The sequence below is a fragment of the Sphingomonas leidyi genome (assembly GCF_011761945.1).
Lineage (GTDB): Bacteria > Pseudomonadota > Alphaproteobacteria > Sphingomonadales > Sphingomonadaceae > Sphingomonas > Sphingomonas leidyi.
In genome coordinates, this window is sequence record NZ_JAASQV010000002.1 from 840326 (window position 1) to 866571 (window position 26246).

18 protein-coding genes are annotated in these 26246 nt (G+C 68.3%); 12 read left to right on the forward strand and 6 right to left on the reverse strand.

The genetic code is table 11. The features are described 5' to 3' along the window. Positions 1-4 precede the first annotated feature (4 nt). Positions 5-4513: a glutamate synthase large subunit gene (gene gltB, locus FHR20_RS13915; protein ID WP_167300178.1), complete on the forward strand. Its 4509-nt coding sequence runs from the start codon at positions 5-7 to the stop codon at positions 4511-4513. Positions 4514-4678: 165 nt separating this feature from the next. Here the strand turns inward: gltB and FHR20_RS13920 are convergent, their stop codons facing one another. Continuing rightward, positions 4679-4828 (reverse strand): hypothetical protein, encoded by a 150-nt coding sequence (locus FHR20_RS13920; RefSeq protein WP_167300179.1) that lies wholly within the window; start codon positions 4826-4828, stop codon positions 4679-4681. A gap of 179 nt (positions 4829-5007) precedes the next feature. Between FHR20_RS13920 and FHR20_RS13925 the strand changes: the two genes are divergently transcribed. From FHR20_RS13925 to FHR20_RS13945, 5 genes are all read left to right on the forward strand, one after another. Continuing rightward, positions 5008-5214, forward strand: a complete 207-nt coding sequence (locus tag FHR20_RS13925) for a hypothetical protein (protein WP_208413585.1) — start codon at positions 5008-5010, stop codon at positions 5212-5214. Between the two features lie 167 nt (positions 5215-5381). After that, positions 5382-5894: a hypothetical protein gene (locus FHR20_RS13930; protein WP_167300181.1), complete on the forward strand. Its 513-nt coding sequence runs from the start codon at positions 5382-5384 to the stop codon at positions 5892-5894. Positions 5895-6185: 291 nt separating this feature from the next. Further along, positions 6186-7100 carry a sulfite exporter TauE/SafE family protein gene (locus FHR20_RS13935; RefSeq protein ID WP_167300182.1) on the forward strand — a complete coding sequence of 305 codons (915 nt, stop codon included), beginning with the start codon at positions 6186-6188 and terminating at the stop codon, positions 7098-7100. A gap of 35 nt (positions 7101-7135) precedes the next feature. Beyond that, entirely contained in the window at positions 7136-7858 is a 723-nt protein-coding gene (locus tag FHR20_RS13940; protein ID WP_167300533.1) for a TIGR02186 family protein, read from the forward strand. A gap of 69 nt (positions 7859-7927) precedes the next feature. Continuing rightward, positions 7928-9595 carry an ATP-binding protein gene (locus FHR20_RS13945; RefSeq protein WP_167300183.1) on the forward strand — a complete coding sequence of 556 codons (1668 nt, stop codon included), beginning with the start codon at positions 7928-7930 and terminating at the stop codon, positions 9593-9595. 24 nt (positions 9596-9619) lie between these two features. On the opposite strand, the gene FHR20_RS13950 is transcribed toward FHR20_RS13945, so the two are convergent. Both FHR20_RS13950 and FHR20_RS13955 read right to left on the reverse strand, forming a co-directional pair. Continuing rightward, complete coding sequence (locus tag FHR20_RS13950) at positions 9620-10624, reverse strand: hypothetical protein (protein WP_243857316.1); 1005 nt, start codon at positions 10622-10624, stop codon at positions 9620-9622. Continuing rightward, positions 10624-12000, reverse strand: coding sequence for a glycosyl transferase family protein (locus FHR20_RS13955; protein WP_425057384.1), 1377 nt, complete (start codon positions 11998-12000; stop codon positions 10624-10626). Before FHR20_RS13955 ends, FHR20_RS13950 begins: the two co-directional genes overlap by 1 nt. 167 nt (positions 12001-12167) lie before the next feature. Here FHR20_RS13955 and FHR20_RS13960 point away from each other — a divergent pair, with 167 nt between their 5' ends. Both FHR20_RS13960 and pbpC read left to right on the forward strand, forming a co-directional pair. Continuing rightward, positions 12168-17930 (forward strand): alpha-2-macroglobulin family protein, encoded by a 5763-nt coding sequence (locus FHR20_RS13960; protein WP_167300185.1) that lies wholly within the window; start codon positions 12168-12170, stop codon positions 17928-17930. 152 nt (positions 17931-18082) lie between these two features. Next, on the forward strand, positions 18083-20179 hold the full coding sequence (pbpC, locus tag FHR20_RS13965) for a penicillin-binding protein 1C (RefSeq protein ID WP_167300535.1): 2097 nt from the start codon (positions 18083-18085) through the stop codon (positions 20177-20179). 188 nt (positions 20180-20367) lie between these two features. Here the strand turns inward: pbpC and FHR20_RS13970 are convergent, their stop codons facing one another. Then, positions 20368-20850, reverse strand: a complete 483-nt coding sequence (locus tag FHR20_RS13970) for an outer membrane protein assembly factor BamE (protein WP_167300186.1) — start codon at positions 20848-20850, stop codon at positions 20368-20370. Between the two features lie 135 nt (positions 20851-20985). Here FHR20_RS13970 and FHR20_RS13975 point away from each other — a divergent pair, with 135 nt between their 5' ends. Genes FHR20_RS13975 through FHR20_RS13985 form a run of 3 tightly spaced genes read left to right on the forward strand, consistent with a single transcriptional unit; the run spans position 20986 to position 22555 of the window. Next, the gene (locus FHR20_RS13975) at positions 20986-21495 is read left to right on the forward strand and encodes a ubiquinol-cytochrome C chaperone family protein (protein WP_167300187.1); all 510 of its coding nucleotides are present in this window, start codon (positions 20986-20988) and stop codon (positions 21493-21495) included. Beyond that, positions 21492-22043 carry a YceD family protein gene (locus FHR20_RS13980; protein WP_167300188.1) on the forward strand — a complete coding sequence of 184 codons (552 nt, stop codon included), beginning with the start codon at positions 21492-21494 and terminating at the stop codon, positions 22041-22043. Before FHR20_RS13975 ends, FHR20_RS13980 begins: the two co-directional genes overlap by 4 nt. A 2-nt stretch (positions 22044-22045) precedes the next feature. Next, positions 22046-22555, forward strand: coding sequence for an AAA family ATPase (locus FHR20_RS13985; protein WP_341786447.1), 510 nt, complete (start codon positions 22046-22048; stop codon positions 22553-22555). 4 nt (positions 22556-22559) lie between these two features. Here FHR20_RS13985 and FHR20_RS13990 read toward each other — a convergent pair whose 3' ends face one another. Both FHR20_RS13990 and FHR20_RS13995 read right to left on the reverse strand, forming a co-directional pair. Continuing rightward, complete coding sequence (locus tag FHR20_RS13990) at positions 22560-23039, reverse strand: hypothetical protein (RefSeq protein ID WP_167300189.1); 480 nt, start codon at positions 23037-23039, stop codon at positions 22560-22562. A 44-nt stretch (positions 23040-23083) separates the two neighbouring features. Then, positions 23084-23719 carry a TetR/AcrR family transcriptional regulator gene (locus FHR20_RS13995; protein ID WP_243857317.1) on the reverse strand — a complete coding sequence of 212 codons (636 nt, stop codon included), beginning with the start codon at positions 23717-23719 and terminating at the stop codon, positions 23084-23086. Positions 23720-23855: 136 nt separating this feature from the next. Between FHR20_RS13995 and FHR20_RS14000 the strand changes: the two genes are divergently transcribed. Continuing rightward, complete coding sequence (locus tag FHR20_RS14000; protein ID WP_167300191.1) at positions 23856-26231, forward strand: TonB-dependent receptor; 2376 nt, start codon at positions 23856-23858, stop codon at positions 26229-26231. Positions 26232-26246 lie beyond the last annotated feature (15 nt).

Here is a 26246-nt window from a genome sequence, read left to right on the forward strand (position 1 = left end):
TGAGATGAAGCTGGACGAACGCGAACGGCTCGCCCGCGAGGGCATGTACCGTCCCGAGTTCGAGGGAGACGCCTGTGGCGTCGGCCTGGTCGCCGCGACCGACGGCCAGCCCTCGCGCCGCGTCGTCCAGTCGGCGATCGATGCGCTGAAGGCGGTGTGGCACCGCGGCGCGGTGGATGCCGACGGCAAGACCGGCGACGGCGCCGGCATCCATGTCGACCTGCCCGTCCGCTTCTTCGACGACGCGATCGCCGCGGGCGGCCACCGCGTGCTGCCGAACCGGCTGGCGGTGGGCATGGTCTTCCTGCCGCGCACCGACCTGGGCGCGCAGGAGGCCTGCCGCACGATCGTCGAGAGCGAGATCATCGAGGCGGGCTACACCATCTATGGCTGGCGCCAGGTGCCGGTCGACGTCTCGGTCATCGGCATGAAGGCGCAGGCGACGCGCCCCGAGATCGAGCAGATCATGATCGCGGGGCCGCTCCCCGGCGCGATGGACGCCGCCGAGTTCGAGAAGGAACTCTATCTCGTCCGCCGCCGGATCGAGAAGCGGGTGATCGCCGCGCAGATCAGCGGCTTCTACATCTGCTCGCTCTCGACGCGCTCGATCATCTACAAGGGCCTGTTCCTCGCCGAGAGCCTGTCGGACTTCTATCCGGATCTGCGCGACGAGCGTTTCACCAGCCGCGTGGCGATCTTCCACCAGCGTTACTCCACCAATACCTTCCCGCAATGGTGGCTGGCCCAGCCCTTTCGCTGCCTGGCGCACAATGGCGAGATCAACACGATCCGCGGCAACAAGAACTGGATGCTCAGCCACGAGATCAAGATGGCGAGCATCGCCTTTGGCGAGCGTTCGGAGGACATCAAGCCGGTGATCCCGGCCGGCGCGTCGGACACCGCCGCGCTCGACGCGGTGTTCGAGGCGATCTGCCGCTCGGGCCGCGACGCCCCCACCGCCAAGCTGATGCTGGTGCCCGAGGCATGGGACGAGCATACGCCCGGGAAGCATCTCGAGATGTACAAATATCTCGCCTCGGTGATGGAGCCGTGGGACGGCCCCGCCGCGCTGGCGATGACCGACGGGCGCTGGGCGGTGGCGGGCGTCGACCGCAACGCGCTGCGCCCGCTGCGCTACACCCAGACTTCGGACGGCCTGCTGATCGTCGGCTCCGAGACCGGCATGGTCCAGATCCCCGAATCGACCGTGATCGCCAAGGGCCGGATGGGCCCGGGCCAGATGATCGCGGTCGACCTCGACCAGGGCGTCCTGCTCTGCGACCGCGAGATCAAGGACAGGATCGCCGGCGAGCATGACTATGCCGCCATGATCGGCGAGTTCATCACCGTGGCCGACCTGCCCGAGCCCGATGCCGCGCCGCTGCGCTTCGATCGGGCCGAGCTGACCCGTCGGCAGGTCGCGGCCGGGCAGACGCTCGAGGACATGGAGCTGATCCTCGCCCCGATGGTCGAGACCGCCAAGGAAGCGATCGGCTCGATGGGCGACGACACGCCGCTTGCCGTCATCTCGGACAAGCCGCGCCTGATCAGCCAGTTCTTCCGCCAGAATTTCAGCCAGGTCACCAATCCGCCGATCGACTCCCTGCGCGAACGGCAGGTGATGACGCTCAAGACGCGCTTCGGCAACCTTGCCAACATCCTCGACACCGAGGGCGGCGGCTCGAAGGTGCTGGTGCTCGACAGCCCGGTACTCACCAATGGCGATTGGGATCGGCTGCGCGAGCATTTCGGCGACCAGTGCGCCGAGATCGACTGCACCTTCCCGGTCGGCGACGATCCGGACGACCTGCGCGAGGCGATCCGCCGCATCCGCTACGAGGCCGAGCAGGCGGTCCGCGCCGGCTGTACCGAGCTGTTCCTGACGGACGAGCATGTTTCGGAGAGCCGCGTCGCCATCGCCGGCGTGCTGGCGGCGGCGGCGGTGCACACGCACCTGGTCCGCCGGGGCCTGCGTTCCTACGCCTCGGTCAACGTCCGCAGCTCGGAATGCCTCGACACCCATTATTACGCGGTGCTGATCGGCGTCGGCGCGACCACGGTGAACGCCTATCTCACCGAAGCCTCGATCGCCGATCGCCATGCGCGCGGCCTGTTCGGCGACATCGCGCTGGAGGAATGCCTCAAGCGCCACCGCAAGGCGATCGACGAGGGCCTGCTCAAGATCATGTCGAAGATGGGGATCGCAGTGATCTCCTCCTATCGCGGCGGCTATAATTTCGAGGCGGTGGGCCTCAGCCGGGCGCTGGTAAACGACCTGTTCCCCGGCATGCCCGCCAAGATCTCGGGCGAGGGCTATGCCTCGCTCCATCTCTCGGCGATGCTTCGTCACCAGGCGGGCTATGATCGCGGCGTCGCGACACTGCCGATCGGCGGCTTCTATCGCCAGCGCCATGGCGGCGAGACGCATGCCTATTCGGCCCAGCTCATGCACCTGCTGCAGACGGCGGTCTCGACCGACAGCTATTCGTCCTATCTCGCCTTCTCGCGCGGCGTGCGCGACTTGCCGCCGGTCTATCTGCGCGACCTGCTCGAGTTCAATTTCCCGAACGAAGGCATCCAGATCGACCAGGTCGAGGCGATCACCGAGATCCGCAAGCGCTTCGTCACGCCGGGCATGTCGCTCGGCGCGCTCAGCCCGGAGGCGCACGAGACGCTGGCGATCGCGATGAACCGCATCGGCGCCAAGGCGGTGTCGGGCGAAGGCGGCGAGGACAAGAACCGCTACACGCCGTACGAGAATGGCGACAATGCCAATTCCACGATCAAGCAGATCGCCTCGGGCCGTTTCGGCGTCACCGCCGAATATCTGAACGCCTGCGACGAGATCGAGATCAAGGTCGCCCAGGGCGCCAAGCCCGGCGAGGGCGGCCAGCTGCCCGGTTTCAAGGTCACCGAGTTCATCGCCAGGCTGCGCCACGCGACGCCGGGCGTGACTTTGATCTCGCCGCCGCCGCACCATGACATCTATTCGATCGAGGACCTGGCGCAGCTCATCTACGACTTGAAGATGATCAACCCGCGCGCCCGGGTGTGCGTGAAGCTGGTCAGCTCGGCGGGCATCGGCACGGTGGCGGCGGGCGTGGCCAAGGCGCATGCCGACGTCATCCTCGTCGCCGGCCATGTCGGCGGCACCGGCGCCTCGCCCCAGACTTCGGTGAAATATGCCGGCACGCCCTGGGAAATGGGCCTGACCGAAGTGAACCAGACGCTCACGCTCAACGGCCTGCGCGGCCGGGTGAAGCTGCGTACCGATGGCGGGCTCAAGACCGGGCGCGACATCGTCATCGCCGCGATCCTTGGCGCCGAGGAGTTCGGCATCGGCACGCTGTCGCTGGTCGCCATGGGGTGCATCATGGTGCGCCAGTGCCATTCGAACACCTGCCCGGTCGGCGTCTGTACCCAGGACGAGAAGCTGCGCCAGAAATTCGTCGGCACGCCGGAAAAGGTCATCAACCTGATGACCTTCATCGCCGAGGAGGTCCGCGAGATCCTGGCGCGGCTGGGGTTCAAGAGCCTGGACGAAGTGATCGGCCGCACCGAGCTGCTCCGCCAGGTCAGCCGCGGCGCCGAGCATCTCGACGATCTCGACCTGAACCCGATACTCGCCAAGGTCGATGCCGACGATGCCGAGCGCCGCTTCAGCCTGTCGACCTTCCGCAACGAAGTGCCCGACAGCCTCGATGCGCAGATGATCAAGGATGCCGCCCCGGTCTTCGCGCGGCGCGAGAAGATGCAGCTCACCTACAATGTGCGGAACACGCACCGCGCGGTGGGTACGCGGCTCTCGTCCGAGATCACGCGCCGCTTCGGCATGTCGGCGCTCGCCGACGGGCATGTCCATGTCCGCCTGCGCGGTTCGGCCGGCCAGTCGCTCGGCGCGTTCCTGTGCAAGGGCGTGACGCTCGAAGTGTTCGGCGACAGCAACGACTATGTCGGCAAGGGCCTGTCGGGCGGGACGATCGTGGTGCGGCCGCTGGTCAGCTCGCCGATCGAATCGTGGAAGAACACGATCCTCGGCAACACCGTGCTCTATGGCGCCACTTCGGGCCGGCTGTTCGCCGCCGGCCAGGCGGGCGAGCGCTTCGCGGTGCGCAATTCGGGCGCCGAAGTGGTGGTCGAAGGCTGCGGCGCGAATGGCTGCGAATACATGACCGGCGGCATCGCGGTGCTGCTCGGCGAGGTCGGCATGAATTTCGGCGCGGGCATGACGGGTGGCATGGCCTTCGTCTATGACGCGGACGACAGCTTCGCGCAGCGCGCCAACCCGGAGAGCATCGTCTGGCAGCGTCTGGCCTCGGCGCATTGGGAAGCCCGGCTGCGCGCGCTGGTCGAGGCGCATGTCGCCGCGACCGACAGCAAATGGGCAGCCGGCCTGCTCGAGGACTGGGACCGCGCGATCGGTGCCTTCTGGCAGGTGGTGCCCAGGGAAATGCTGTCGCGCCTGCCCCAGCCGCTCAATGACGATGCGGCGGAGGCGGTGGCGGCGGAATAATCCGCTTCACCTTCCTCTGCTCAAAGGGAACGGCCGGTCAGCCTGTGCCGCCGTGAGGGGGCCCCTCTTCCCCGCCATCCGGCCTGGGGAAGAGGCCCGGGGAAGAGGGGTGTCGCGCAGACGCCGACGTGCAAGCCCGCCCCGCATCCGCGGTCTGTGTTTCGATCAGTGAAAGCCGAGATTGGGTGGCGGCGGACCACCATTTTCCGCCACGCGCTTCACCAGCTCATAGACCAGCCCGCCGAGCACCGACCCGGCGATGCGATAGAGGCCGCCATCGACTTGATCGATCTCGTCGGCGTTCAACTCGATCATGACAGAAGTATTACTCAAATAAGAATACTGCATAGTTCCTCCATACGGCCATGATTCGTAATGATGCTGGCGAATATGCCGATCGGAGTCAACGATTGACCGAATCTATATTTGATGATGAAATGAAATTTCAGTAACTTCGGAATGTGCCGTCGTACTGTTTGAAAGATGGAGCCGAAATGGTGTCAGATAATTTCGCTCATTCACTCTCCGGCGATGTTGGTATCATCGATCTGAACGACGATCAGATCGCCCTCGTCAATGGAGGCCTGAGCACGATCGCGCGTGCTTTCATCGGATCCTTCCTCGGGAAGGCCGTGTATGACGCGGTAAAGCATGTGGCGGAAAATGGCGGCCCGCCGCCACCCAATCTCGGATTTCACTGATATCTTCTCGGCTGGCGACCTCGTGTCGCCAGCCTGTCGATCGAGGATCGCATGAAGATCAAATATGAGATATTCTATTTCATTCTGATATCCGTTGCATGTTTCGCGGTGCTGGATATCTTCGCCGGCATACGCGGATTTCCTGCGTTCATGGCGTCGGTTGGTGCATGTCTTCTATTCGTGGCGCTTCGCAGGAAGGTTCGCCCCAAATCGCATTGACGCCAATGAAATTCGGGCGCGCGACCCGTCTCGCGCTCGCCTATGGCATCGGCATCTATCTTGTCGTCGCATCCTTCGTCTTTGCGTGGGCGGCGCTTTCCGGCGAGATTGGGGGTGTCGAGCACCGGCCCGCGGAAATGACTCCGGCATCGGTGCTGGTGGATATATTCCTGTCTCCCTTCCTGGAGACCATATTATTCTCTCTGCTATGGGCTCTGTTGGGCAGATGGCGCGGCCCGTGGCGTTGGCTGGCGCTCATGCTTGCCTTTGCCGCCGGATGGCTCGCGCATGGCGCGAACGTCCCGTCCATTGCCACGGGAATGGCGTTTGCCATATTGGCCCATCTCTACATGCGGATCCGCCCGGCGCATGGTTTCCGTCAGGCGTTCGCGGTGACGATGGGCGCACATAGCGTGTGGAACGCGATGGCGGTCTCGACGCTGCATCTCATCGGGGCATGACGAACGCACCGGATGGGGGCATCGCCGCTCCCGGACCGGAAGGGCGCGAGCACTGCCTGCCGGCCCCGCGGCAATGGCGCGTCATCGCCCGCTCCGCGGCAAGAACGAGGCATCTGCCCGCGCGCTCGACGATCCGATGGCGCAGGATGGCGCCCGCAACGATGCTTGCCGATCTGGCCGGCATCGAGCCGGGCGCCCCGATCGGCGCGGCGGCGCATCGGGTCGTATCTGCAAGGTGAGGCCAGACAGGCTTTTGCACTGCCGGGCAAACGCGGTATCGCTGCGGGCAAGATGGACCTCTACCTCCCGATCGCCAACCTGTCGGTCAATGCGCTCGTCATCGTCGCGCTCGGGTTCGGCGTGGGCCTGCTCTCGGGCATGTTCGGCGTGGGCGGCGGGTTCCTTACCACGCCGCTGCTGATCTTCTACGGCATCCCGCCGACCGTTGCCGCCGCATCCGCGGCGAGCCAGGTGACCGGCGCCAGCGTCTCGGGCGTGCTCGCGCATTTCCGCCGCGGCGGCGTGGACGTCCATATGGGCGTGGTGCTGGTGGTGGGCGGCGTGATCGGCAGCATCGCCGGGGCGGCATTGTTCACGCTGCTGCAGAAGAGCGGCCAGATCGATGTGGTGATCGGCATGCTCTATGTGCTGATGCTCGGCTCGATCGGCGGGCTGATGCTGCACGAATCGGTGCAGGCGATCCGCGTGACTCGCGGCGCCCGCCCGCCTCTCCCGCGCAAGCGCCGCCACCATCCGCTCGTCGCAATGCTGCCCTTGCGCTGGCGCTTCTACGCGTCCGGCCTCTACATCTCCCCGCTCGCGCCGTTGCTGCTCGGCTTCTTCACCGGCATCCTCACCGTGCTGCTCGGCGTCGGCGGCGGCTTCATCCTGGTGCCGGCGATGCTCTACCTGCTCGGCATGGGCACGCAGGTCGTGGTCGGCACCTCGCTGTTCCAGATCCTGTTCGTCACCGCCGCCGCGACCATGGTCCACGCCACCACCACCAAGGCGGTCGACATCGTCCTCGCCGCCCTGCTCCTGCTCGGCTCGGTGATCGGCGCGCAGATGGGCGCGCGCTTCGCGATGCAGGTCAAGCCCGAATATCTGCGCCTCATCCTGGCGGTGATCGTGCTGCTCGTCGCGGTGCGCATGCTGCTCGGCCTCGCCTGGCAGCCCGACGAGATCTATTCGGTGGAGCTGCTGTGAGAAGGGCGCTGCTCCTGCTCCTGGCGCCGCTTCTGATGGGGCAGGCCAAGCCCGTGCTCGTCCCCGACGTTTCGCAGCGCGACATCGAGATCGCCTATTCCTTCACCGGCGCCGAGCTGCTGCTGTTCGGCGCGATCCTCTATCCCGGCGGCCGCGCGCCCGAACAGGGCGAGAAGCCCGCCGACATCGTGGTGGTGGTGAAGGGTCCCACCCAATCGGTGCAGGTGCGCGAGAAGGAGCAGGTGGCGGGCATCTGGATCAACGCCCAGCGGATGCGCTATCGCTCGGCGCCCAGCTTCTACGCCATCGCTTCGTCCAAACCGATCGAGAAGATCGTCGACGAGCGCACCCGCGCCATCTACGAACTGGGCGTCGAGAGCCTGCAGCTCTCGCCCGCATCCGGCGCGGCGCCCGAGGTGCAGGGTCGTTTCGACAAGGGGCTCGAGGACCTGCGCACGCGGGCCGGGCTCTATTATCAGGCGCCCGGCGCGGTGGAGATCGCCGACGGCGTGCTCTATCGCGCCCGGCTGGCCATTCCGGCGCGCGTGCCGGTCGGCAAGTTCACTGCCGAGACCTTCCTGATCCGCGATGGCCGCGTCCTCGCTGCCGCCGTTCGGGGCATCGAGATCCGCAAATCGGGCTTCGAACGTTTCGTCGCGCATTCGGCGGAGCATTATTCGATACTCTACGGCATCGTGGCGGTCGCGCTCTCCATTCTCTTCGGCTGGGGCGCGGGCGCGGTGTGGAAACGCTTCTGAAAGCTTCGAAACTCACCCAATCTTTACTTCCCCGCGCGCATATTTGGGAACGTTAACGGGGAGTAGCCGATGGACGGCCAATTTGGCGCGCGCGGGTTCGAAGGCGCGGCGCCGGTTCCGACTTCCGGGGGCTTGCCCTCGCACGCGCCGGTCGAGCCGATCGGCGCGGTGCTGGAGATTGCCGGCTCGTCGAGCCAGGTGCTGCTCGATCCGGAGGCGCTGCACGCGCTCGGCGGCAATCCCGATCCCACCATCGCCAATGCCGGCCAGGTCGGCAGCCAGGTGAAGGTGCGCGTCGGCGCGACCTGGCTGATCGCCAATGTCCGCTCGCTCAAGCTCCAGGGCGAGCATATCGCCGCCTATATCGACTTTCTCGGCGAGGGCGACGAGGAGCGGCTGACGGGCAAGCTCTACAAGTTCCGCCGCGGCGTGACGCGCTATCCGACACCGGGCGCGCCGGTCTTCCCGGTGTCGACCGCGGACCTGAAGCAGATCTACGCCGCCGAGGATCGCGCCCATGTCGAGATCGGCACGGTCTATCCGACGCGCGACATCCGCGCGGCCCTGTACGTCGATTCGATGCTCGGCAAGCATTTCGCGCTGCTCGGCTCGACCGGCACCGGCAAGTCGACCGCGACGGCGCTGATCCTGCATCGCATCTGCGAGATGGCGCCGCAAAGCCATGTGGTGATGATCGATCCGCACGGCGAATATGCCAGCGCCTTCAAGACCACGGGCGCGCTGTACGACGTCGGCAACCTGCAGATGCCGTACTGGCTGATGAATTTCGAGGAGCATTGCGAAGTGTTCCTCACCACCTCGGGCTCGGACCGGCAGGTGGATGCGGACATCCTCGCCAAATGCGTGCTCGCCGCCAAGCAGAAGAACCGGCTGGCGGCGGAGATCGGCAAGCTCACCGTCGATGCGCCGATCCCCTATCTCCTGTCGGATCTCACCCAGATCCTGCAGCTCGAAATGGGCAAGATGGACAAGGCGACCGACACGGCGCCGTATCTGCGCATCCGCTCCAAGATCGACGAGATCAAGGGCGATCCGCGCTACGCCTTCATGTTCTCGGGCATGCTGGTGGCGGACACGATGGCGAGCTTCCTCGCGCGGGTCTTCCGCCTGCCGGGCGACGGCAAGCCGATCTCGATCATCGACGTGTCGGGCGTGCCTTCGGAAATCACTTCGGTGGTGGTCGCGGTGCTCAGCCGCATGGTGTTCGACTTCGCGATCTGGTCGCGCGGGGAGAGCAAGCGGCCGATCCTGCTCGTCTGCGAGGAGGCGCATCGCTACGTCCCGAACGAGCGCAATGCCGATGGCTCCTCGGTCGGCCGGATCCTCAGCCGGATCGCCAAGGAAGGCCGCAAATATGGCGTGTCGCTGGGCCTGATCACCCAGCGCCCCTCCGATCTGGCGGAAGGCGTGCTCTCGCAATGCGGCACGATCCTCTCGATGCGCCTCAACAACGAACGCGACCAGGCCTTTGTCAGGGCGGCGATGCCCGAAGGCGCGCGTGGCTTCCTCGATTCGATCCCCGCGCTGCGGAACCGCGAGTGCATTGCAGTGGGCGAAGGCGTGGCGACGCCGATCCGCCTGCTCTTCGATTCGCTCGAGGATGCCAAGCGGCCGGCATCGGACGATCCGCTCTTCTCCGAGCTGTGGCGCGACACCGGCGGCGAGGAACAGATCCTCGAGCGCACGATCCGCCGCTGGCGCGCACAGGGCAAGTGACCGGCGCCCCGCACGGGGCAGCCGTCAGAAATCGGCACCCAGCGTGAGCGCCGGGCCCGAGCCGGGCCGCGCCCCGCCCGCCACGCGCTGGCGCCAGTCGAGCGCGAGGCGCAGGTTGCGCACGGCAAGCGTGGCCGAGGGACCGATATCGAGCCGCTGTGCGTCGCGCTGCGCCGCGCCCCAGGCGCCTGCGCCGAGGGCGAAGCGCACCGGCCCGTTGGCACCGATCATGCGGGTGCCGCGCACCGCGCCATCGGCATAGGGGTCGGCGCGCCGGCGCAGCACCGCGCCGGCCTGGCCATAGGCTTCGAGCCGGAAGCCGCGCCATTCCGCATCGATTCCCGCGATCGTTCCCAGCCCGGTGCCGCCGGGATTGCGGTCGAGCCCGAAGCGGCGCTCGACGACCAGGCGGATGGGTGCCCGGGTCGGCTGCCATTCCAATCCCAGCGCCGCCTCGCGGTCCCTGCCTCGGAGCGGCGCGGTGAATCGGCCATAGGCGGCGATGCGGCTGCGCGGCGAGACCAGCCATGCCGCGCGCGCGCCTGCCTGTCCTCCGCCGATCTGCCCCCCGGGCGCGGCACCCATATTCCCTTCGCCGCGGGCGACCATCCACATGCTCAGCGACCAGCGATCGGGCAGGGGGTCGAGCCGTTCGGGCGCGCTCGCGAGCGCCGGCGCTTCCCGCGCCGGCTGCGGGAGGAGGGACGGCAGGGAAACCGCGCCATATTGGGCGAGCGCCATCAGCGCGAGCTGCACGCTGGGATGCTCCTCGCCCAGCGGCACCCGATAGGCGGGCGGCGGCGATCGCATCCTTTGCGGCGGCATGGGTCTTCGCGGTATCGGCACCGGCGCTCGTAGCGGCATGCCGGCCGATGGCACGGGGTGCGGCACGGCGCGGGCGCGCGGCAGCGCCGCTTCGATCGCGGCGGGGAGCGATCCGGCCCGGGGCCAGAGCAGCGCCACGCGCACGCCGATCCAGGCGATAGTCACCATCGCGAGGAAACGGAGCGGCCGGCCGCGCCCGCGCATCAGGCGCCGGCCGGCCGGAGATCGGGGAAACGATGCGCGGTCTTGTCCCAGCGCGGGGGCATCCCCCGGAGCATGGCGACATAGACGAACAGCGCGCGCCGCGCGGCCAGCAGCGCGACGGCGTTGCTCGAGAATATGCGAGGCACGGACCACAGCGCCTCCCGCCAGCCATAGGCATGGCCGACGAACGCCGCACGCACCGCGAGCCGCCAGACGAGCAGCCCGAAAGTGGCCAGGAGCAGCCCGCGCATCAGCGCCGGCGGCATCGCCGGGTCGGTGCCCGCCAGCAGATGTGCGCCGAGGGAGAGTGCCCAGGCGAGGATCGAGAGATAGGCCAGGGCGAGCACCGGGATCTCCAGCGTCGCGCGCCGGTCGCGCATCCGCATCCAATTGTCCCCGATCCGCCGCCATCCGCCCCAGCCGGTCCGGTCCCAGCCGGCGAGCGCGATGCCGATCATCCAGCGCGCCTTCTGCCGCACGGCGGCGTCGATCCTGTCCGGGAAATAGGCACGCACCGCCACCGGCGGCCCGCCCGGCGCTTCGGCGATGCGCATCAGCCGCGCCGGCATGCCCATCGTCGCCAGGGTGAGGCCCAGCTCATAGTCCTCGACCAGGCTGTCGGCATCGAAGGGCGCGCCGCCTCGCATCGCCGCCAGCCGCGCCAGCGCCTCCCGCCGGATCGCGCAGCCGACCCCCGCAAAGGGCAGGCCCGCGCCCACTGTCTGGCGCACCACCAGCGCCCGGCCATGGGCTTCGGCGAACTCGTCGAGATAATGGCCGGCGAAGAAGCGCGAATGCCGGTGCGCGAGCGGCAGCACCGGCAGCTGGACCGCGGCATGATCGATCAGGCCGTGCGCAAAGACGCGCAGCTCGAGCGGATGCACCACGTCCTCGGCATCGTGCAGCGCCACGGCGCTGGCGACGAAGCCTTCCGCCGCTTCGTCGCGCAGCAGCGCGCGCCACAGCGTGTTGAGGCAGTCCGCCTTGGTCGAAGGGCCGGGGGCCGCGCCGATCACCAGCCGCACCCGGGCGTCCGCCAGCGCCACGTCCGCCACGGCCGCGATCGTCGCGGGATCGTTGGGATAGGTGCCGACATAGATCCGGTAATCCGGATGATCGAAGCGCTTGAGCGCGGCCCGCAGCATGCTGCCGATCACCGCGGACTCGTCCCATGCGGGCACGAACACCACGATGCGCCCCGCCGGCGCCGGCCCCGCCAGCGCGAGCGGGGCCGGCTGCCGGCCGCGCAGGCGCCGCGCCAGGTAGATCAGGTCGACGCACAGATCGTCGATACCGCCGATGACGAACCACAAGGCGGCGAACAGAGTCATCTCGCGCGCGATCGCGTCGACCCAGAGGATCGCTCCTTCCCCCAACGCTGCCCCCATTCCCCCGATTCGGAGATGGAACTAAACCGTGCCGCTCTCGGAACGATCAAGCCGATTGGTGCATTTCCCTCCGAAACGGAGACGGTTAATTCGTCGCTGGACTCGCAGTGGTGCCCGGCTATCGTGCCCATCGCTGCCCGAGGGGGAGGTTGTCGATGAAGCTCGTTGCCCGGCTTGGCGTATTGGCTCTGGTCCTGGCGCCCATCGGGGCGGTCACTGCGTTCGGCGACAACAGCCCGCAGGTCGAGATGGCGACGCCCGGCGTCGGCGACGGCGCGATCGAGCGTTTCACCGCCCGCTTCAACGTGGCGATGGTGCCCCTGGGCGATCCGCGCGCCGAATCGCCGTTCAAGGTCGATTGCCCGGTCGGCGGCCAGGGCCGCTGGGTCGACCAGCAGACCTTCGTCCACGAATTCACCGGGCCGCTCCCCGGCGGCGTCACCTGCAAGTTCACGCTGCGCGACGGGCTCAAGAGCCTGTCGGGCTATGCGCTGCAGGGCCAGAAGGAGTTCACCGTCGATTCGGGCGGGCCGATCGCCCGCGCGGTGCTGCCCAATCGCTATGGCAGCGAGATCGAGGAGGACCAGGTCTTCGTCGTCGCGGCGAACCTGGCGCCCGATCCCGCCTCGGTCGGCGCCAACGCCTATTGCGCGGTCGACGGGCTGGGCGAGAAGATCCCGGTCGACGTGCTTCCCGCCGATGTCGCGCCCAAGCTGCTGGCCGATCTCGGCACCGATCGCTGGGAAGTGCGCAGCTTCCTGACCGAGGCCGGCCTGCCCCAGGCGCTGCCCGAAAAGGCGGAGGATCGCGCCAAGTCCCTCGCCAGCGTCGTCGCGGTGAAGTGCCGCCGGCCGCTGCCCGCCGGCCGCGACATGGCGCTGGTCTGGGGCAAGGACATCAAGAGCGCCTCGGGCCGCGCCGCCGGCACCGACCAGCGTTTCGACTTCACCGTGCGCAAGGAATTCAGCGCCCGCTTCGAATGCTCGCGCGTCAACCCGCAGGCGGGCTGCAGCCCGGTGCAGGACGCCTGGGTGCGCTTCTCCGCGCCGATCCCCAGGGCCCAGGCCGAGGCGGTGCGCATCCGGACGGCCGACGGCGAGGAACTGGCGCCGGTCTTCGGCGACGACGACAAGAACAAGGCGGCGGTCGCCGACCTGAAGTTCAAGGCGCCGCTCCCGGCCGAGACCACCGCCAAGCTGATCCTTCCCGCCGATGTGAAGGACGAGAGCGGCCGCAAGCTCGCCAATGCGGAGCGCTTCCCGCTCGACGTCAAGTTCGACGCGCCGCCGCCGCTGGTGAAGTTCGCCGGCAATTTCGGCATCCTCGAAGCGAAGGAGGGCGGCGTCCTCCCGGTCTCGGTCCGCAACGTCGAGCCCGAGCTGCAGGGCAGCCAGATGACCGTGACCGGCCAGAGCCTGAAGGTCGAGGGCGGCGACGGCGAGATCGCCAAATGGTTCCGCGCGCTCGCCGACGCGGCCGAGGACAAGTCCGACGAAGTGAAGCGCGGCACCGAGACCGTGCGGATCAACCAGACCGGCGCCAAGCCGCTGCTCACCTCGGCCAGCGGCAAGCCGCTCAAGATCGGCCTGCCGGGCAAGGGCAAGGATTTCGAAGTGGTCGGCATCCCGCTCGGCCAGCCCGGCTTCTACATCGTCGAACTCGCCAGCCCGCGGCTCGGCGAGGCGCTGCTCGGCCGCAAGGCGCCGCGCTACGTCGCGGCCGGCGCGCTGGTCACCAATATGAGCGTCCATTTCAAATGGGGCCGCGACCAGTCGCTGGTCTGGGTGACGGCGCTCGACAGCGGGCAGGGCGTGGGCGACGCCGAGGTGCGCGTCACCGACGCCTGCACCGGCCAGCTGCTCGCCAAGGGCAAGACCGATGCCTCGGGCCGCCTCGGCGTTCCCGCCGGCCTGCCCGAGCCGCAGACCTATACGAGCTGCGACCATGGCAGCAACGACGTGCTGATGATTTCGGCGCGCAAGGCCGACGACTTCAGCTTCACCCTCACTCAGTGGGGCGACGGCATCCGCCCGTTCGATTTCGACCTGAACTATGGCTGGTCTGCGCCCGAGCAGAAGTTCCACACCGTGTTCGACCGTGCGCTCGTCCGCCAGGGCGAGACGATCCACATGAAGCACATCGTCCGCCAGCCGATCGCCACGGGCTTCGCGCCGTCGCCGGCGTTCAGCGGCACGCTGCGCCTCAGCCATCGCGGGTCGGACACGCAATATGACCTGCCGCTCGCCATCGACGCGAACGGTGCCGGCGAGACCCAATGGACCGCCCCCCAGGGCGCCAAGATGGGCGATTACGACCTCACCGTCCTGGTCAAGGACGCGGAGGGCAAGGAGAAGACGCTCTGGACCGGCCAGTCGTTCAAGGTCGACGAATACAAGCTGCCGACGATGAAGGCCTCGGTCGCCGGGCCCAAGGATGCCGCGGTACGGCCGGGTACGCTGCCGCTCGACCTGTTCGTCGGCTATCTCTCGGGCGGCGGTGCGGCGAACCTGCCGGTCGAGACGCGCATCGGCTATTTCGCCGACTTCAAGACCCCGGACGGCTATGACGGCTACAGCTTCGGCGGCCGCGCCATGGCCGAGGGCACCAAGCCGATGAACGGCGAGGGCGAGGACGAGCAGGTCCAGCTGCCGCCGACCCAGACGCTGCCCGCCACGCTGGGCGCGGACGGGACCACCCGGATCAATGCCGAAGTGCCGCAGACGCTCGAGCAGAACACCACGATGCTGGTCGAGATGGATTATCAGGACGCCAACGGCCAGATCCTGACCTCGTCGCGCCGCATCCCGATCTTCACCTCCGCGGTCCAGCTCGGCATCAAGAGCGACGGCTGGCTGATGAAGCAGGACGATCTGCGCCTGCGCTTCGTCGCGCTCGACACTGCGGGCAAGCCGCTCGCCAACCAGGCGGTCTCGGTCGAGCTCTACAGCCGCCAGATCCTGACGGCCCGGCGCCGGCTGATCGGCGGCTTCTATGCCTATGACAACCAGATGAAGACGACCAAGCTGTCGGCCACCTGCTCGGCGACCACCGATGCGCAGGGGCTGGCGAGCTGCCAGCTCAACCCGGGCATATCGGGCGAAGTCTATGCGGTGGCGACCACCAAGGACGCCAATGGCAATGTCGCCCGCGCGACCAAGTCGGCCTGGCTGGTCGGCGACGACGACTGGTGGTTCGGCGGCGACAATGGCGACCGCATGGACGTCATCCCCGAGAAGCTGGAGTACAAGGCGGGCGAGACGGCCAAGTTCCAGGTCCGGATGCCCTTCCGCGACGCGACCGCGCTGGTCACGGTCGAGCGGGAAGGCGTGCTCTCCAGCTTCGTCGTCGGCCTCGCCGGCAAGGATCCGGTGATCGAGGTGCCGATGCCGGGCGACTATGCACCGGACGTGTTCGTCTCGGTCATGGCGGTGCGCGGGCGCGTGTCCGGCTGGCAGAACTGGCGCTCCAGCATGGCCCGCGACTGGGGGGCGCCCTGGTCGAAGGACGGCGGCGAGGCGACCGCGACCGTCGACCTTGCCAAGCCCGCCTATCGCCTGGGCATCGCCAAGGTGAAGGTCGGCTGGGAAGGCCATAAGCTCGATGTCGCGGTGAAGGCCGACAAGGCGAGCTATGCCGCGCGCGACACGGCCAATGTCGACGTGACGGTGAAGAGCCCCGACGGCAAGCCCGCCGCCTCGGCGGACGTGGCCTTCGTCGCGGTGGACGAAGCGCTGCTCCAGCTGGCTCCGAACGACAGCTGGAACCTGCTCGATGCGATGATGGGCGATCGCCCGATCTCGGTGCTCACGTCGACCGCGCAGACCCAGGTGGTCGGCAAGCGGCATTACGGCAAGAAGGCGGTGGAAGCCGGCGGCGGTGGCGGCGGCGGGGATCTCTCGGGCCTCAACCGCGAGAATTTCCAGCCGGTGCTGCTCTGGAAGGGCAAGGTCGCGCTCGATGCCGATGGCCATGCCAGGGTCGCGGTGCCGCTCAACGACGCACTGACTTCGTTCAAGCTCGTCGCGGTGGCGACCGCCGGTCCGCAGCTCTTCGGCACGGGCATGGCGAGCATCCGCGCCTCGCAGGACCTGACCATCTATCCGGGCCTGCCGCAGCTGGTGCGCACGGGCGACCAGTTCGGGGCGATGTTCACGCTGCGCAACGGCTCGAACAAGCCGATGAAGGTGACCGCCACGGTGGCGCTCAACCCGGCCTATGCCACCGGCAAGCCGCTGACCGTGGAAATCCCGGCGGGCGGCGCCGCCCCGGTGGTGTGGAACCTCACCGCGCCGCCGCGCGACGGCAAGCTCAGCTGGACGGTCACCGCCAAGACCGCCGACGGCAAGTCGAGCGACAGGGTGACGATCGCCCAGGCAGTGGCGCCGGCGGTGCCCGTGGAGACCTGGGCGGCGACGCTCGGCCGGGTCGGCCCCGGCACCCAGTTCGCCATCGCGCCGCCCGCGGGCGCACTGCCCGGCTTCGGCGCAGTCGAGGTGAGCCTTACCGACAGCCTCGCGCCGCCGCTCTCGGGGGTGCGCGACTATATGCGCGCCTATCCCTATAATTGCCTCGAGCAGCGCACGTCGCGCGCGATCGCGCTGGGCGACACGGGCATGTGGAACCTGATCGCGAGCGACATGCCCGCCTATCAGGACGGCGACGGGCTGCTGCGCTACTGGCCGGGCGACTGGCCCGGTTCGGAAGCGTTGACCGCCTATATCCTCTCGGCCAGCGCCGAGGCCGGGCTGCCGCTGCCGGATGGCCCCAGGGCCAAGATGCTCGATGCGATGAAGGCGGTGCTCGACGGCCGCCTGCGCCACGAGGATTATGGCGATGTCCGCCTGCAGCGCGTCGCCGCCTTCACGGCGCTGGCGCGGCAGGGGGCGGCGACGGCGGCGATGCTCGGCCAGATCGGCATGGCGCCGGCGGAGATGCCCACGGCCACGCTTTCCGACTATGCGATGGCGCTCGGCAAGGTGCAGGGGCTGGCCAATGGCGCGCAGCTGCGCCTCGACGCCGAGAAGGTGTTGCGCACCCGGCTCGTCTATGAGGGCACTCGCGTCGACCTGTCGGACAAGGGCCGCATGGCCTGGTGGCTGATGTCGTCGGACGACGAGGCGGCGATCAAGGCGCTGCTCGCCACGCTCGGCCGCCCGGGCTGGGAGAATGATGCGGCCAAGTTGATGGTCGGCATCGCCTCGCGCCAGCAGCGCGGCCATTGGGACACCACGACTGCCAATGCCTGGGGCACGATCCTCGCGCGGCGCTTCATGGGCCTCTATCCGGCCGAGGCGATCGCGGGCGTCACCACTGCCAGCTTCGGCGGCAACAGCCCGCTGAGCCTCAACTGGCCGCTCGCCGAGCCGCAGCGCAGCTTCGGCTTCCCGCTGCCGGCGCAGACCACGCCGCTGGTGATGAGCCAGTCGGGCGGCGCGGGCCCCTGGGCGTTCGTGCGGGTGAAGGCGGCCGTGCCGCTCACCCAGCCGCTGATGGCCGGGTACAAGATGACCAAGAAGGTCGAGGCGGTGAAGCAGGCCGTCGCCGGCAGCTGGTCGCGCGGCGACGTGGTCAAGGTGACGATCAGCGTCGAGGCGTCGGCCGAGCGCAACTGGGTGGTGGTCAACGATCCGGTGCCCGCGGGCGCGACGATCGTCGGCAATCTCGGCGGCCAGTCCGAACTGCTCGCCAAGGACAGCGGGACCAGCGAGGGCGTCTCGCCCAACTATGTCGAGCGCGGCAATGACAGCTGGCGCGCCTTTTACGGCTGGGTGCCGCGCGGCAGCTTCACGGTGTCGTATGTGATGCGGCTCGATGCGGCGGGCAAGTTCAACCTGCCCGCGACGCGAGTCGAGGCGATGTACGCGCCCGAGATCCGCGCGCAGCTGCCCAATGCCGTGATGACCGTGGCGCAGCGGTGACGGCGAAGGAGGCTTTCGACCACTTCCTCGCCTTCGCCCGCCGCTGGACGAAGCGCATCGACGATGCGCCCGAGGCGCTGCATGCATGGCTCGGGCGCGAGCGGACGGCATGGCGGGAAAGGGGCTGGCGCGGCGTCGTCACGCCGCCGCGCATGGTCGGCACGGTCCTGACGCTCCTCTTCGTCTTCTCGGCCGCCTTCTGGTGGGCGACGCGCCCGCCGGCCTTGCCCGACTATGCCGTGGTCCGTGCCGGCTGGCATCCGTCCGAGGCCTGGCTCTACGATCGGCACGGCGTGCTGATCGATTCGAGCCGCGTCGACTATCAGGCCCGGCGCCTCGCCTGGACCAGGCTCGAGGACGTATCGCCGGCCGCGCGCGAGATACTGGTGGCCGCCGAGGATCGCCGCTTCCGCGACCATGGCGGTATCGACTGGATGGCGCTGACCGGCGCCCTACGGGACCGCATCGAGGGCAAGCGCGGGCGCGGCGCCTCGACGCTGTCGATGCAGGTTGCCGCCTATCTCGCGCCCGATCTCTCCGTGCCCGGCAGCCGGGGCATGCGCGAAAAGCTGCGCCAGATGCGCGCGGCCTGGTCGCTGGAGGCGCGCTGGTCCAAGGACCAGATCCTCGAGGCCTATCTCAACCTGGCCGGCTTTCGCGGCGAGGCCCAGGGCATCGGTGCGGCGGCGCTGGGCCTGTTCGGCAAGACCCCGGCCACGCTCACCCGCGACGACGCGCTGCTGCTCGCCGCCCTGCTGCCCAGCCCCCGGGCCAATGCCTTCGAAGTCGCGCGCCGCGCCTGTGCGCTGAGCCGGGAAAAGGACTGCACCCGTTTCCCCGGCGCCGCCGCCTCGATGCTGGGGCCCGCGCGCAGCCTGGCGCTCGATCCGGGCCTGGCGCCACATCTTTCCGCCGCCCTGCTGACCCGGCCGGGCGCGAAGATCACCACCACGCTGGATGCGGGCATCCAGCGCGCCGCGATCACTGCGCTCAGGCGCCAGCTTCAGGGGCTGGGCGGCAGCCGCGCCCGTGACGGCGCGGTGGTGGTGGTGGACAATGCCTCGGGCGACGTGCTCGCCTATGTCGGCGGGATCGGCGGCGAGAGCACGGCACCGGCGGTGGACGGCGCCTCGGCCTATCGCCAGGCGGGGTCGACGCTGAAGCCCTTCCTCTACGCCATGGGCATCGAGAAGGGCTATCTCACCGCCGCTTCGATCCTCGACGATTCGCCCGTCCAGCTCGATACCGCCTCGGGGCTCTACGTTCCCCAGAATTACGACAAGGCGTTCAAGGGTCCCGTCTCCGCCCGCATCGCGCTGGCCGGTTCGCTCAACGTGCCGGCGGTGCGCACCCTGCTGCTCACCGGCGTCGATGCGTTCCGGGACCGCCTGTGGGATACCGGCTATCGCGGCCTGGTCGAGGACGGGCAATATTATGGCTATTCGCTCGCGCTCGGCTCGGCCGAAGTGACGCTGATGGAGCAGGTCGCCGCCTATCGCAGCCTTGCGCTCGAGGGTCGCTGGTCGCCGCTGCGGCTGAGGATGGGCGCCGGGACCGACGCCCCGCGCCGCACCACCACGCCCCAGGCCGCCTGGATCGTCGCCGACATGCTGGCCGATCCCAATGCCCGCGCCGGCACCTTCGGCGTCGATTCGGCGCTGCGCCTGCCCTTCTGGGCAGCGGTGAAGACCGGCACCTCCAAGGCGATGCGCGACAATTGGTGCATCGGCTTCACCGATCGCTTCACCGTGGGCGTGTGGGTCGGCAATCTCGAAGGCGATCCGATGCGCGCGGTCTCGGGCACCAGCGGCGCGGCGCCGGTGTGGCGCGACGTGATGCTCGCGCTCCACCAGGGCAGCCCCGGCAGGGCCCCGCCGCGCCCGGACGGGATCGAGGAACGCCAGGTCCGCTTCGCCGCCGGCATGGAGCAGCCGCGGCGGGAATATTTCCTCAAGGGCACCGGCTTCGATCGCGTCGCCTTCGCGCCGGCCGAATCGCGCCGGCCGCGCATCGTCAATCCGGTTGCCGGCAGCGTCTATGCGCTCGATCCGGACATTCCGCGGGACAATCAGCGCCTCGCCATCTCGGTGTCGGGCCAGGCGCTCGGCCACCGGCTGATCCTTGACCGGCGCGACCTCGGCACCGCCGATTCGCGCCCGCTGATCCTGGCCCCGCCGGGCAAGCATCGGCTCGCCCTTGTCGATCTCGACGGCAAGGTCATCGACCAGGTGCTGTTCACCATCCGATAGTGCGGAAATGGCTGAATGTTGAGGGAGCGAAACGCTATCTCGCGCGTTTCAGCGCACGGTCCCTCCCCCTTTCGGGACCGTGCCCACCGGCACCGGCCGCGCGGCCCGAAAGGCGGCGCGGCCGAAGCCGCTTTCCGATCAATGGTTTGGATGCGATTCAGCCCAGCCGGGCCGAAGCCGGGCCGCGACTAGGGGCCGTTGCCGCCGCCGCCGCTGCCCGGGCCGCCGGTGCCCGGTGCGCCGACCGTGCCGATATTGCCGAACAGATCCTCGAAGAAGCCGCGCTTGTGGCCCAGCGTCGGCGTCGTCTTGCCATAGGGATCGACCGACGCGATCAGGTCCTTGCCCATCCGGTCGACCGCGACGACATTGCCCTTCGCATCGAAGCTGACGCGCAGCGTCGTCTGGTCCTTGGCCTTGAGGCTCTGATAGCCGAGGTTCGCGCTCTGGCGGGAGATGTAATACCACTCGCCTTCGTTGAACTGGCTGGTGAAGGTGGGACGGCCCAGCGTCTGGAGCACCGATTCGCGCGTGTCGATGCCGGGCTGCACCGAATCGACCAGTTCCTTGTCGATGATATAGCCCTGGTGCGTGCGGACCGGCACGCAGGCGGTGGTGCCAAGCGCGGCTGCCAGCAGGGCGGCGCCAAGCGCGCGGGCGGGAATCGGCATTATGGTCTCCAGGCAAACGCATACCGGCGTCCCGATGCATTCGGTTGCATTGCATCGCGGGCCGTTCGCCTCAATATGCGGCAAAATGCGGCCAAACAAGGTCGCGCCCCCATATTGCAGGAACCGAACCGGCACATGCGCTTGCTCAAGCGGCTCTTCCAGGCTCCCGATCGCGGCGCCGCCCCGATTCTCTACGCCGCGATCGTCGCGCGCGGCCGCGAAGCCCATTGGTACGAAGCGGGGGGCGTGCCCGACACGATCGACGGCCGCTTCGACATGATCGCCGCGGTGATGAGCCTCGTCCTGCTCCGGCTCGAGCAGGATCCGCAGGCGATTCCGTTCAGCACCCAGCTCACCGAAGTGTTCATCGACGATATGGACGGGCAGCTGCGCCAGATCGGCATCGGCGACATCGTCGTCGGCAAGCATGTCGGCAAGATGATGGGGATGCTGGGCGGCCGGCTCGGCGCCTATCGCGATGCGCTGGCGTCGGGCACGCTCGGCGAGGCGCTGGTGCGCAACCTCTATCGCGGCGAGGCGCCGGCGCCGGAAGCGCTCGCCCAGGTCGAGACCGCGCTCCGGGCCTTCCATGCCAGGCTGGCCGGAGAACCGGTGGCTGCGCTGCTTGCAGGAGAGCTGGCATGATCCAGAACGAATTCAACCGGCCGCAGCGGCTCGACACGATCGGCGCCGGCGAGAGCCAGGTCCATGTCGCTGCCGAGCCGGGCGAGCGCGCCGCCCTGGCCGAGCGCTTCGGCCTCAAGGCGATCGACAGCCTGGCCGCCGACTATCATATCCGCCGCGATGCGCAGGGGATCGTCGCCACCGGCCATCTCTCCGCGCGCGTCGTCCAGGCCTGTGTGATCACCGACGAGCCGGTGCCCGCGGCGATCGAGGAGGATTTCGCGATCCGCTTCCTGCCCGAGACCGAAGGCGAGGGCGGCGACGAGGAGATCGAGTTGAGCGAGGACGCGTGCGACATCGTCTTCTATTCGGGAGGCGCCATCGACCTGGGCGAGGCCGCCGCGGAGACGCTGGCGCTGGCCCTCGATCCCTATCCGCGCAGCCCGGCCGCGGAAGCGGCGCTGCGCGATGCCGGCGTGATCAGCGAGGAGGAGGCGAAGCGCCTCGCGGAGGAGAGCGGCCCGTTCGGCGGGCTCGCCGGCCTCAGGGACAAGCTCGGCAAGGGCTGAGGGTGCCCGACCCCCGCATCGCGATCTCGGGCTGTTCGGGCGGCGGCAAGTCGACTCTGCTCGATGCGCTCGCCCGGCGCGGCTTCGCCACCATGGCCGAGCCCGGGCGGCGGATCGTCGCGGCGGGCGGCCCGATGCCGTGGGACGATCCGGCGGGTTTCGCCCGCCGTGCGATCGCACTCGCGCTCGCCGATCTGGACGCGGCCGCGCGGCTGCCCGGGCCGGTCTTCTTCGATCGCGGGCTGATCGACGCGGTGGTCGCCTTCGAACATGCGACGGGCGAGGCGGCTCCCGTCGATCCCGCGAATCGCTACGACCGGGTCTTCCTCGCCCCGCCCTGGCCCGAAATCCATGTCGTCGACGATGCCCGCCGCCACGGCATGGACGAAGCGCTGGCGGAATATGCGCGGCTCGAGGCCGCCTGGCCCGGCTTCGGCTATGCGGTCGAGCGGCTGCCGAAGATCGATGTCGAGGCGCGCGCCGATTTCGTGCTCGCGCGGCTGGAGGGCTAGGGCCCTAGGCGTGCCCGACCACGTGCAGGTGCGGTGCGCGGCTGTTCACGAACACTTCCTCGCGCGCGATAGGAGACCAGGGCAGCCAGCGGAACCAGGTATAGACGGTTCGCCATGCGGCATCCTCGCCCTGGCCCTCGGCGCGCTGGAGCAGCGTCTTGTACGGCCGGGCGGCGCGCGGCCAGTAGAAGAGGTGGAGGCGGACGGCACCGGTCACCAGCCCGTCCAGCGTCTCGATGAAGCTGGTTTCCGCCTCGGGATCGGCATCGAGGTGGAACTGGGCGGTGAACAGGTCGCTGCGGATCATCAGCATGTCGCGCGCCCAGACCAGCTTCAGCGCGATGCGCAGCCCATATTGCACCGGCAGCTCGAGCTCGAGATAGTCGGGGCCGGCATCGGCGCCGCGCATGCGCAGGCCGTGCCGCTCGGCCAGCACCGAGAACAGCGCCCTTGCCCGCGCCACATGCCAGTCGCTGAAATCCATGGCCCCAAGATGCGGCAGCGCGGCGCGGGCCGCAATGGCGCGGGCTATCGCTCCGTCCCGATTCCGCGCGTCAGCATCGCCGCGACGGTCTGCGCGATCGCCTCGGGATCGACGTCCTCCTGCCACACGCTGTAGCGCAGGCCCAGGAACACGTTCATGCCCATGATCGCCCAGGCGTGGATCTCGTTCACGTCCTCGCGCACCTCGCCGCGCGCCGCCGCCGCCTGAAGGCGCCTGGCGATGCGCTCGGCGGTGGTCGCATAATGCATGCGGAAGCTCTCGGGGTCGACGAACTCGGCTTCGTCGATGATCCGGTAGATCTCCTTGTGCGCGCGCGCGAAGCGGATGAAGGCGAGCAGCGCCGCCTGCTCGGCCGCGATCTGGCCGCCGGTCGCGCCCTTGATCGCCGGGGCCACATGCTCGCGCACCTGCTCGCTCATGTCGCGTACCAGCGCGCGGAACACGTCGTCCTTCGAATCGAAATAGGTGTAGAAGCTGCCCAGCGCGACGCCGGCGCGGCGGGTGATGCCGCTGATCGATCCTTCGTGGAATCCCTTGGCGCCGAATTCCTCCGCCGCCGCGTCCAGGATCAGGCGCAGCGTTCGCCGCCCGCGTGCCGTGCGCGGCTCCTTGCCCGCACTTGCCTCGCCGCCGCCCAGATCCGGTGCTGTGGCGCTCATGCCACGCCCCCTTGCCATTCTGGTCCCTCTTCCCGTTTATCCAAGTTGAAACCCGGTTCAGGTTTCAGTATAGCGTCGAGCGAACACTTACAACCCGCGTTCAAGAACGGGTTCGACCGATGGGGAGGAAATCTGGATGTCACGCCTGAATAGTGCCCGTTCGATTCTGTTCGCGGGCGCTGCCCTCGCGGCAATCGCCACCACGCCTGCATTCGCGCAGGAAGCCGCTGCGCCGGCCGCGCCCGAAGCGCAGGATAGCGCACTCGACAACACGGGCGAAATCGTCGTCACTGCCCGCCGCCGCGAGGAGAAGCTGCTCGACGTGCCGACCGCGGTCACCGCGCTCACTTCGGCCCAGCTCGAACAGGCCGGCGCGATCGACCTTACCGACCTGCAGGTCGCCTCGCCCAACACGACGCTGAAGGATGCGCGCGGCACCAACTCGACGCTTGCCGCCTTCATCCGCGGCGTCGGCCAGCAGGATCCGGTGCCGGGCTTCGAGGCGGGCATCGGCATCTATCTCGACGACGTCTATCTGAACCGCCCGCAGGCGGCGGTGCTCGACATCTACGACGTCGAGCGAATCGAAGTGCTGCGCGGCCCCCAGGGTACGCTCTATGGCCGCAACACGATCGGCGGCGCGGTGAAATACGTCACCAAGAAGCTCGCGGATCGTCCGACGATGACGGTCAAGGGCAATTACGGCTCGTACAACCAGGCCGATGTGATCGTCAGCGCCTCCACGCCGATCGGATCGATGTTCAAGCTCGGCATCTCGGGCGCCCGCCTCACCCGCGACGGCTTCGGCCGGAACCGCTATCTCGGGATCGACAATTACAACAAGAATGTCTGGGCCGGCCGGGCCACGCTGGAGTTCGAGACGCCCGACGAGAAGATGTCGGTGCGGATCACCGGCGACTATACCCATGACAAGTCGAACCCCCGCAACGGCCACCGCCTGATCCCGGGCCTGCTCACCGGCTCGCCGGTGCTGAGCAATGTCTTCGACACCAATGCCGGGCTCAACAGCCCGAAGAACGACGTCCAGGCGGGCGGCATCTCGATGACGGTCAATGCCGAGGTCAGCGACCTGATCACGCTGCGCAGCATCAGCGCCTATCGCGAGGACACGTCGTACACGCCGATCGACTTCGATTCGACGCCCTCGGTCGATGTCGACGTGCCGGCCTATTACAAGAACAACCAGACCAGCCAGGAATTCCAGGCGCTGATCCATGGCGGCAAGATCAACGGCATCCTGGGCTTCTACTATCTGGGCGCCAAGGCGACGACCGGCTTCGGCGTGCTGCTGTCGACCACCCTGCCCGGGTTCAACGCCTATACCGCCGGCGACGTGCGCACCGAGACCAGCTCGATCTATGGCGACTTCACCTTCGATTTCACGCCGCAGCTCAGCCTGACGCTCGGCGGCCGCTACACCTGGGACCAGCGCCGGAGCTATGTCTTCAAGGCGAGCTATTTCGGCCTGACGCCGGACTTTGGCGGCACCCCGATCCCGGTCGGCGCGCCGTCCACCGATTTCCGCGGCACCGCCAATTTCAAGCGCTTCACGCCGCGCGCCACCTTGAGCTTCAAGCCGAGCGCCGACCACATGGTCTATGCGTCCTATTCGGAAGGCTTCAAGGGCGGCGGCTTCGATCCGCGCGGTTCGGGCACGTCGGCGCCGATCAGCAACCCGTCGGCGGGCCGCACCTATCAGGATATCTACAATTACCTCTCCTTCGATCCGGAGACGGTGAAGAGCTATGAGATCGGCTGGAAGGGCGCCGCGTTCGATCGCCGCCTGAACTGGTCGCTCGCCGGCTTCTATTCGAACTATTCGAACGTCCAGATCCCGGGCTCGGTCGGCTGCCTGATCAACAATGTCCAGAGCTTCTGCGGCATCACCACCAACGCCGCCAAGGCCGACATCAAGGGCGTGGAACTCGAGACCAACGCCGTGCTGGCGCGCGGCTTTGCCGGCCCGGGCTCGAGCGTCTTCATCAATGGCGCGCTCGGCTATATCGACGCCAAGTACAAGCGCTTCATCGGGCCGACCGGCACCGATGTCGCCAATGTCCGCGTGTTCCAGAACACGCCGGACTGGACGCTGGCGGGCACGCTCGGCGCGGCGCTGCCGATCGGCGGCGGCGACCTCAACGCCACCACCACCGTGTCCTATCGCAGCCTGACCCATCAGTTCGAGACGGCCAGCCCGTTCCTCGACCAGCCGGGCTACACGCTGCTCGACGCGCACCTGGTCTATAATTTCGGCGGGGGCCGCTACTCGATCGGCATCCACGGCAAGAACCTGACCGACGTGCGCTACAAGACCGCCGGCTATCAATATATCAAGGCCAACCTCGCCGGGCAGCCGCTCGACGCGACCATACCGGGCAACGTCATCACCAACGGCACCGGCTATGTGCCGACGCTGGGCAAGGAAGGCGTGGCGACCGCTTTCTACGGCAATCCGCGGCAGATCTTCGGCTCGTTCAGCGTCAAGTTCTGAGCCGCGCACGATCCG

Coding starts and splice junctions, on each gene's coding strand:
- gltB (WP_167300178.1), top strand. CDS start 5: ATGAAGCTGGACGAACGCGAACGGCTCGCCCGCGAGGGCATGTACCGT.
- FHR20_RS13920 (WP_167300179.1), bottom strand. CDS start 4,828: ATGATCGAGTTGAACGCCGACGAGATCGATCAAGTCGATGGCGGCCTC.
- FHR20_RS13925 (WP_208413585.1), top strand. CDS start 5,008: ATGGTGTCAGATAATTTCGCTCATTCACTCTCCGGCGATGTTGGTATC.
- FHR20_RS13930 (WP_167300181.1), top strand. CDS start 5,382: ATGTCTTCTATTCGTGGCGCTTCGCAGGAAGGTTCGCCCCAAATCGCA.
- FHR20_RS13935 (WP_167300182.1), top strand. CDS start 6,186: ATGGACCTCTACCTCCCGATCGCCAACCTGTCGGTCAATGCGCTCGTC.
- FHR20_RS13940 (WP_167300533.1), top strand. CDS start 7,136: ATGGGGCAGGCCAAGCCCGTGCTCGTCCCCGACGTTTCGCAGCGCGAC.
- FHR20_RS13945 (WP_167300183.1), top strand. CDS start 7,928: ATGGACGGCCAATTTGGCGCGCGCGGGTTCGAAGGCGCGGCGCCGGTT.
- FHR20_RS13950 (WP_243857316.1), bottom strand. CDS start 10,624: ATGCGCGGGCGCGGCCGGCCGCTCCGTTTCCTCGCGATGGTGACTATC.
- FHR20_RS13960 (WP_167300185.1), top strand. CDS start 12,168: ATGAAGCTCGTTGCCCGGCTTGGCGTATTGGCTCTGGTCCTGGCGCCC.
- pbpC (WP_167300535.1), top strand. CDS start 18,083: ATGGTCGGCACGGTCCTGACGCTCCTCTTCGTCTTCTCGGCCGCCTTC.
- FHR20_RS13970 (WP_167300186.1), bottom strand. CDS start 20,850: ATGCCGATTCCCGCCCGCGCGCTTGGCGCCGCCCTGCTGGCAGCCGCG.
- FHR20_RS13975 (WP_167300187.1), top strand. CDS start 20,986: ATGCGCTTGCTCAAGCGGCTCTTCCAGGCTCCCGATCGCGGCGCCGCC.
- FHR20_RS13980 (WP_167300188.1), top strand. CDS start 21,492: ATGATCCAGAACGAATTCAACCGGCCGCAGCGGCTCGACACGATCGGC.
- FHR20_RS13990 (WP_167300189.1), bottom strand. CDS start 23,039: ATGGATTTCAGCGACTGGCATGTGGCGCGGGCAAGGGCGCTGTTCTCG.
- FHR20_RS13995 (WP_243857317.1), bottom strand. CDS start 23,719: ATGAGCGCCACAGCACCGGATCTGGGCGGCGGCGAGGCAAGTGCGGGC.
- FHR20_RS14000 (WP_167300191.1), top strand. CDS start 23,856: ATGTCACGCCTGAATAGTGCCCGTTCGATTCTGTTCGCGGGCGCTGCC.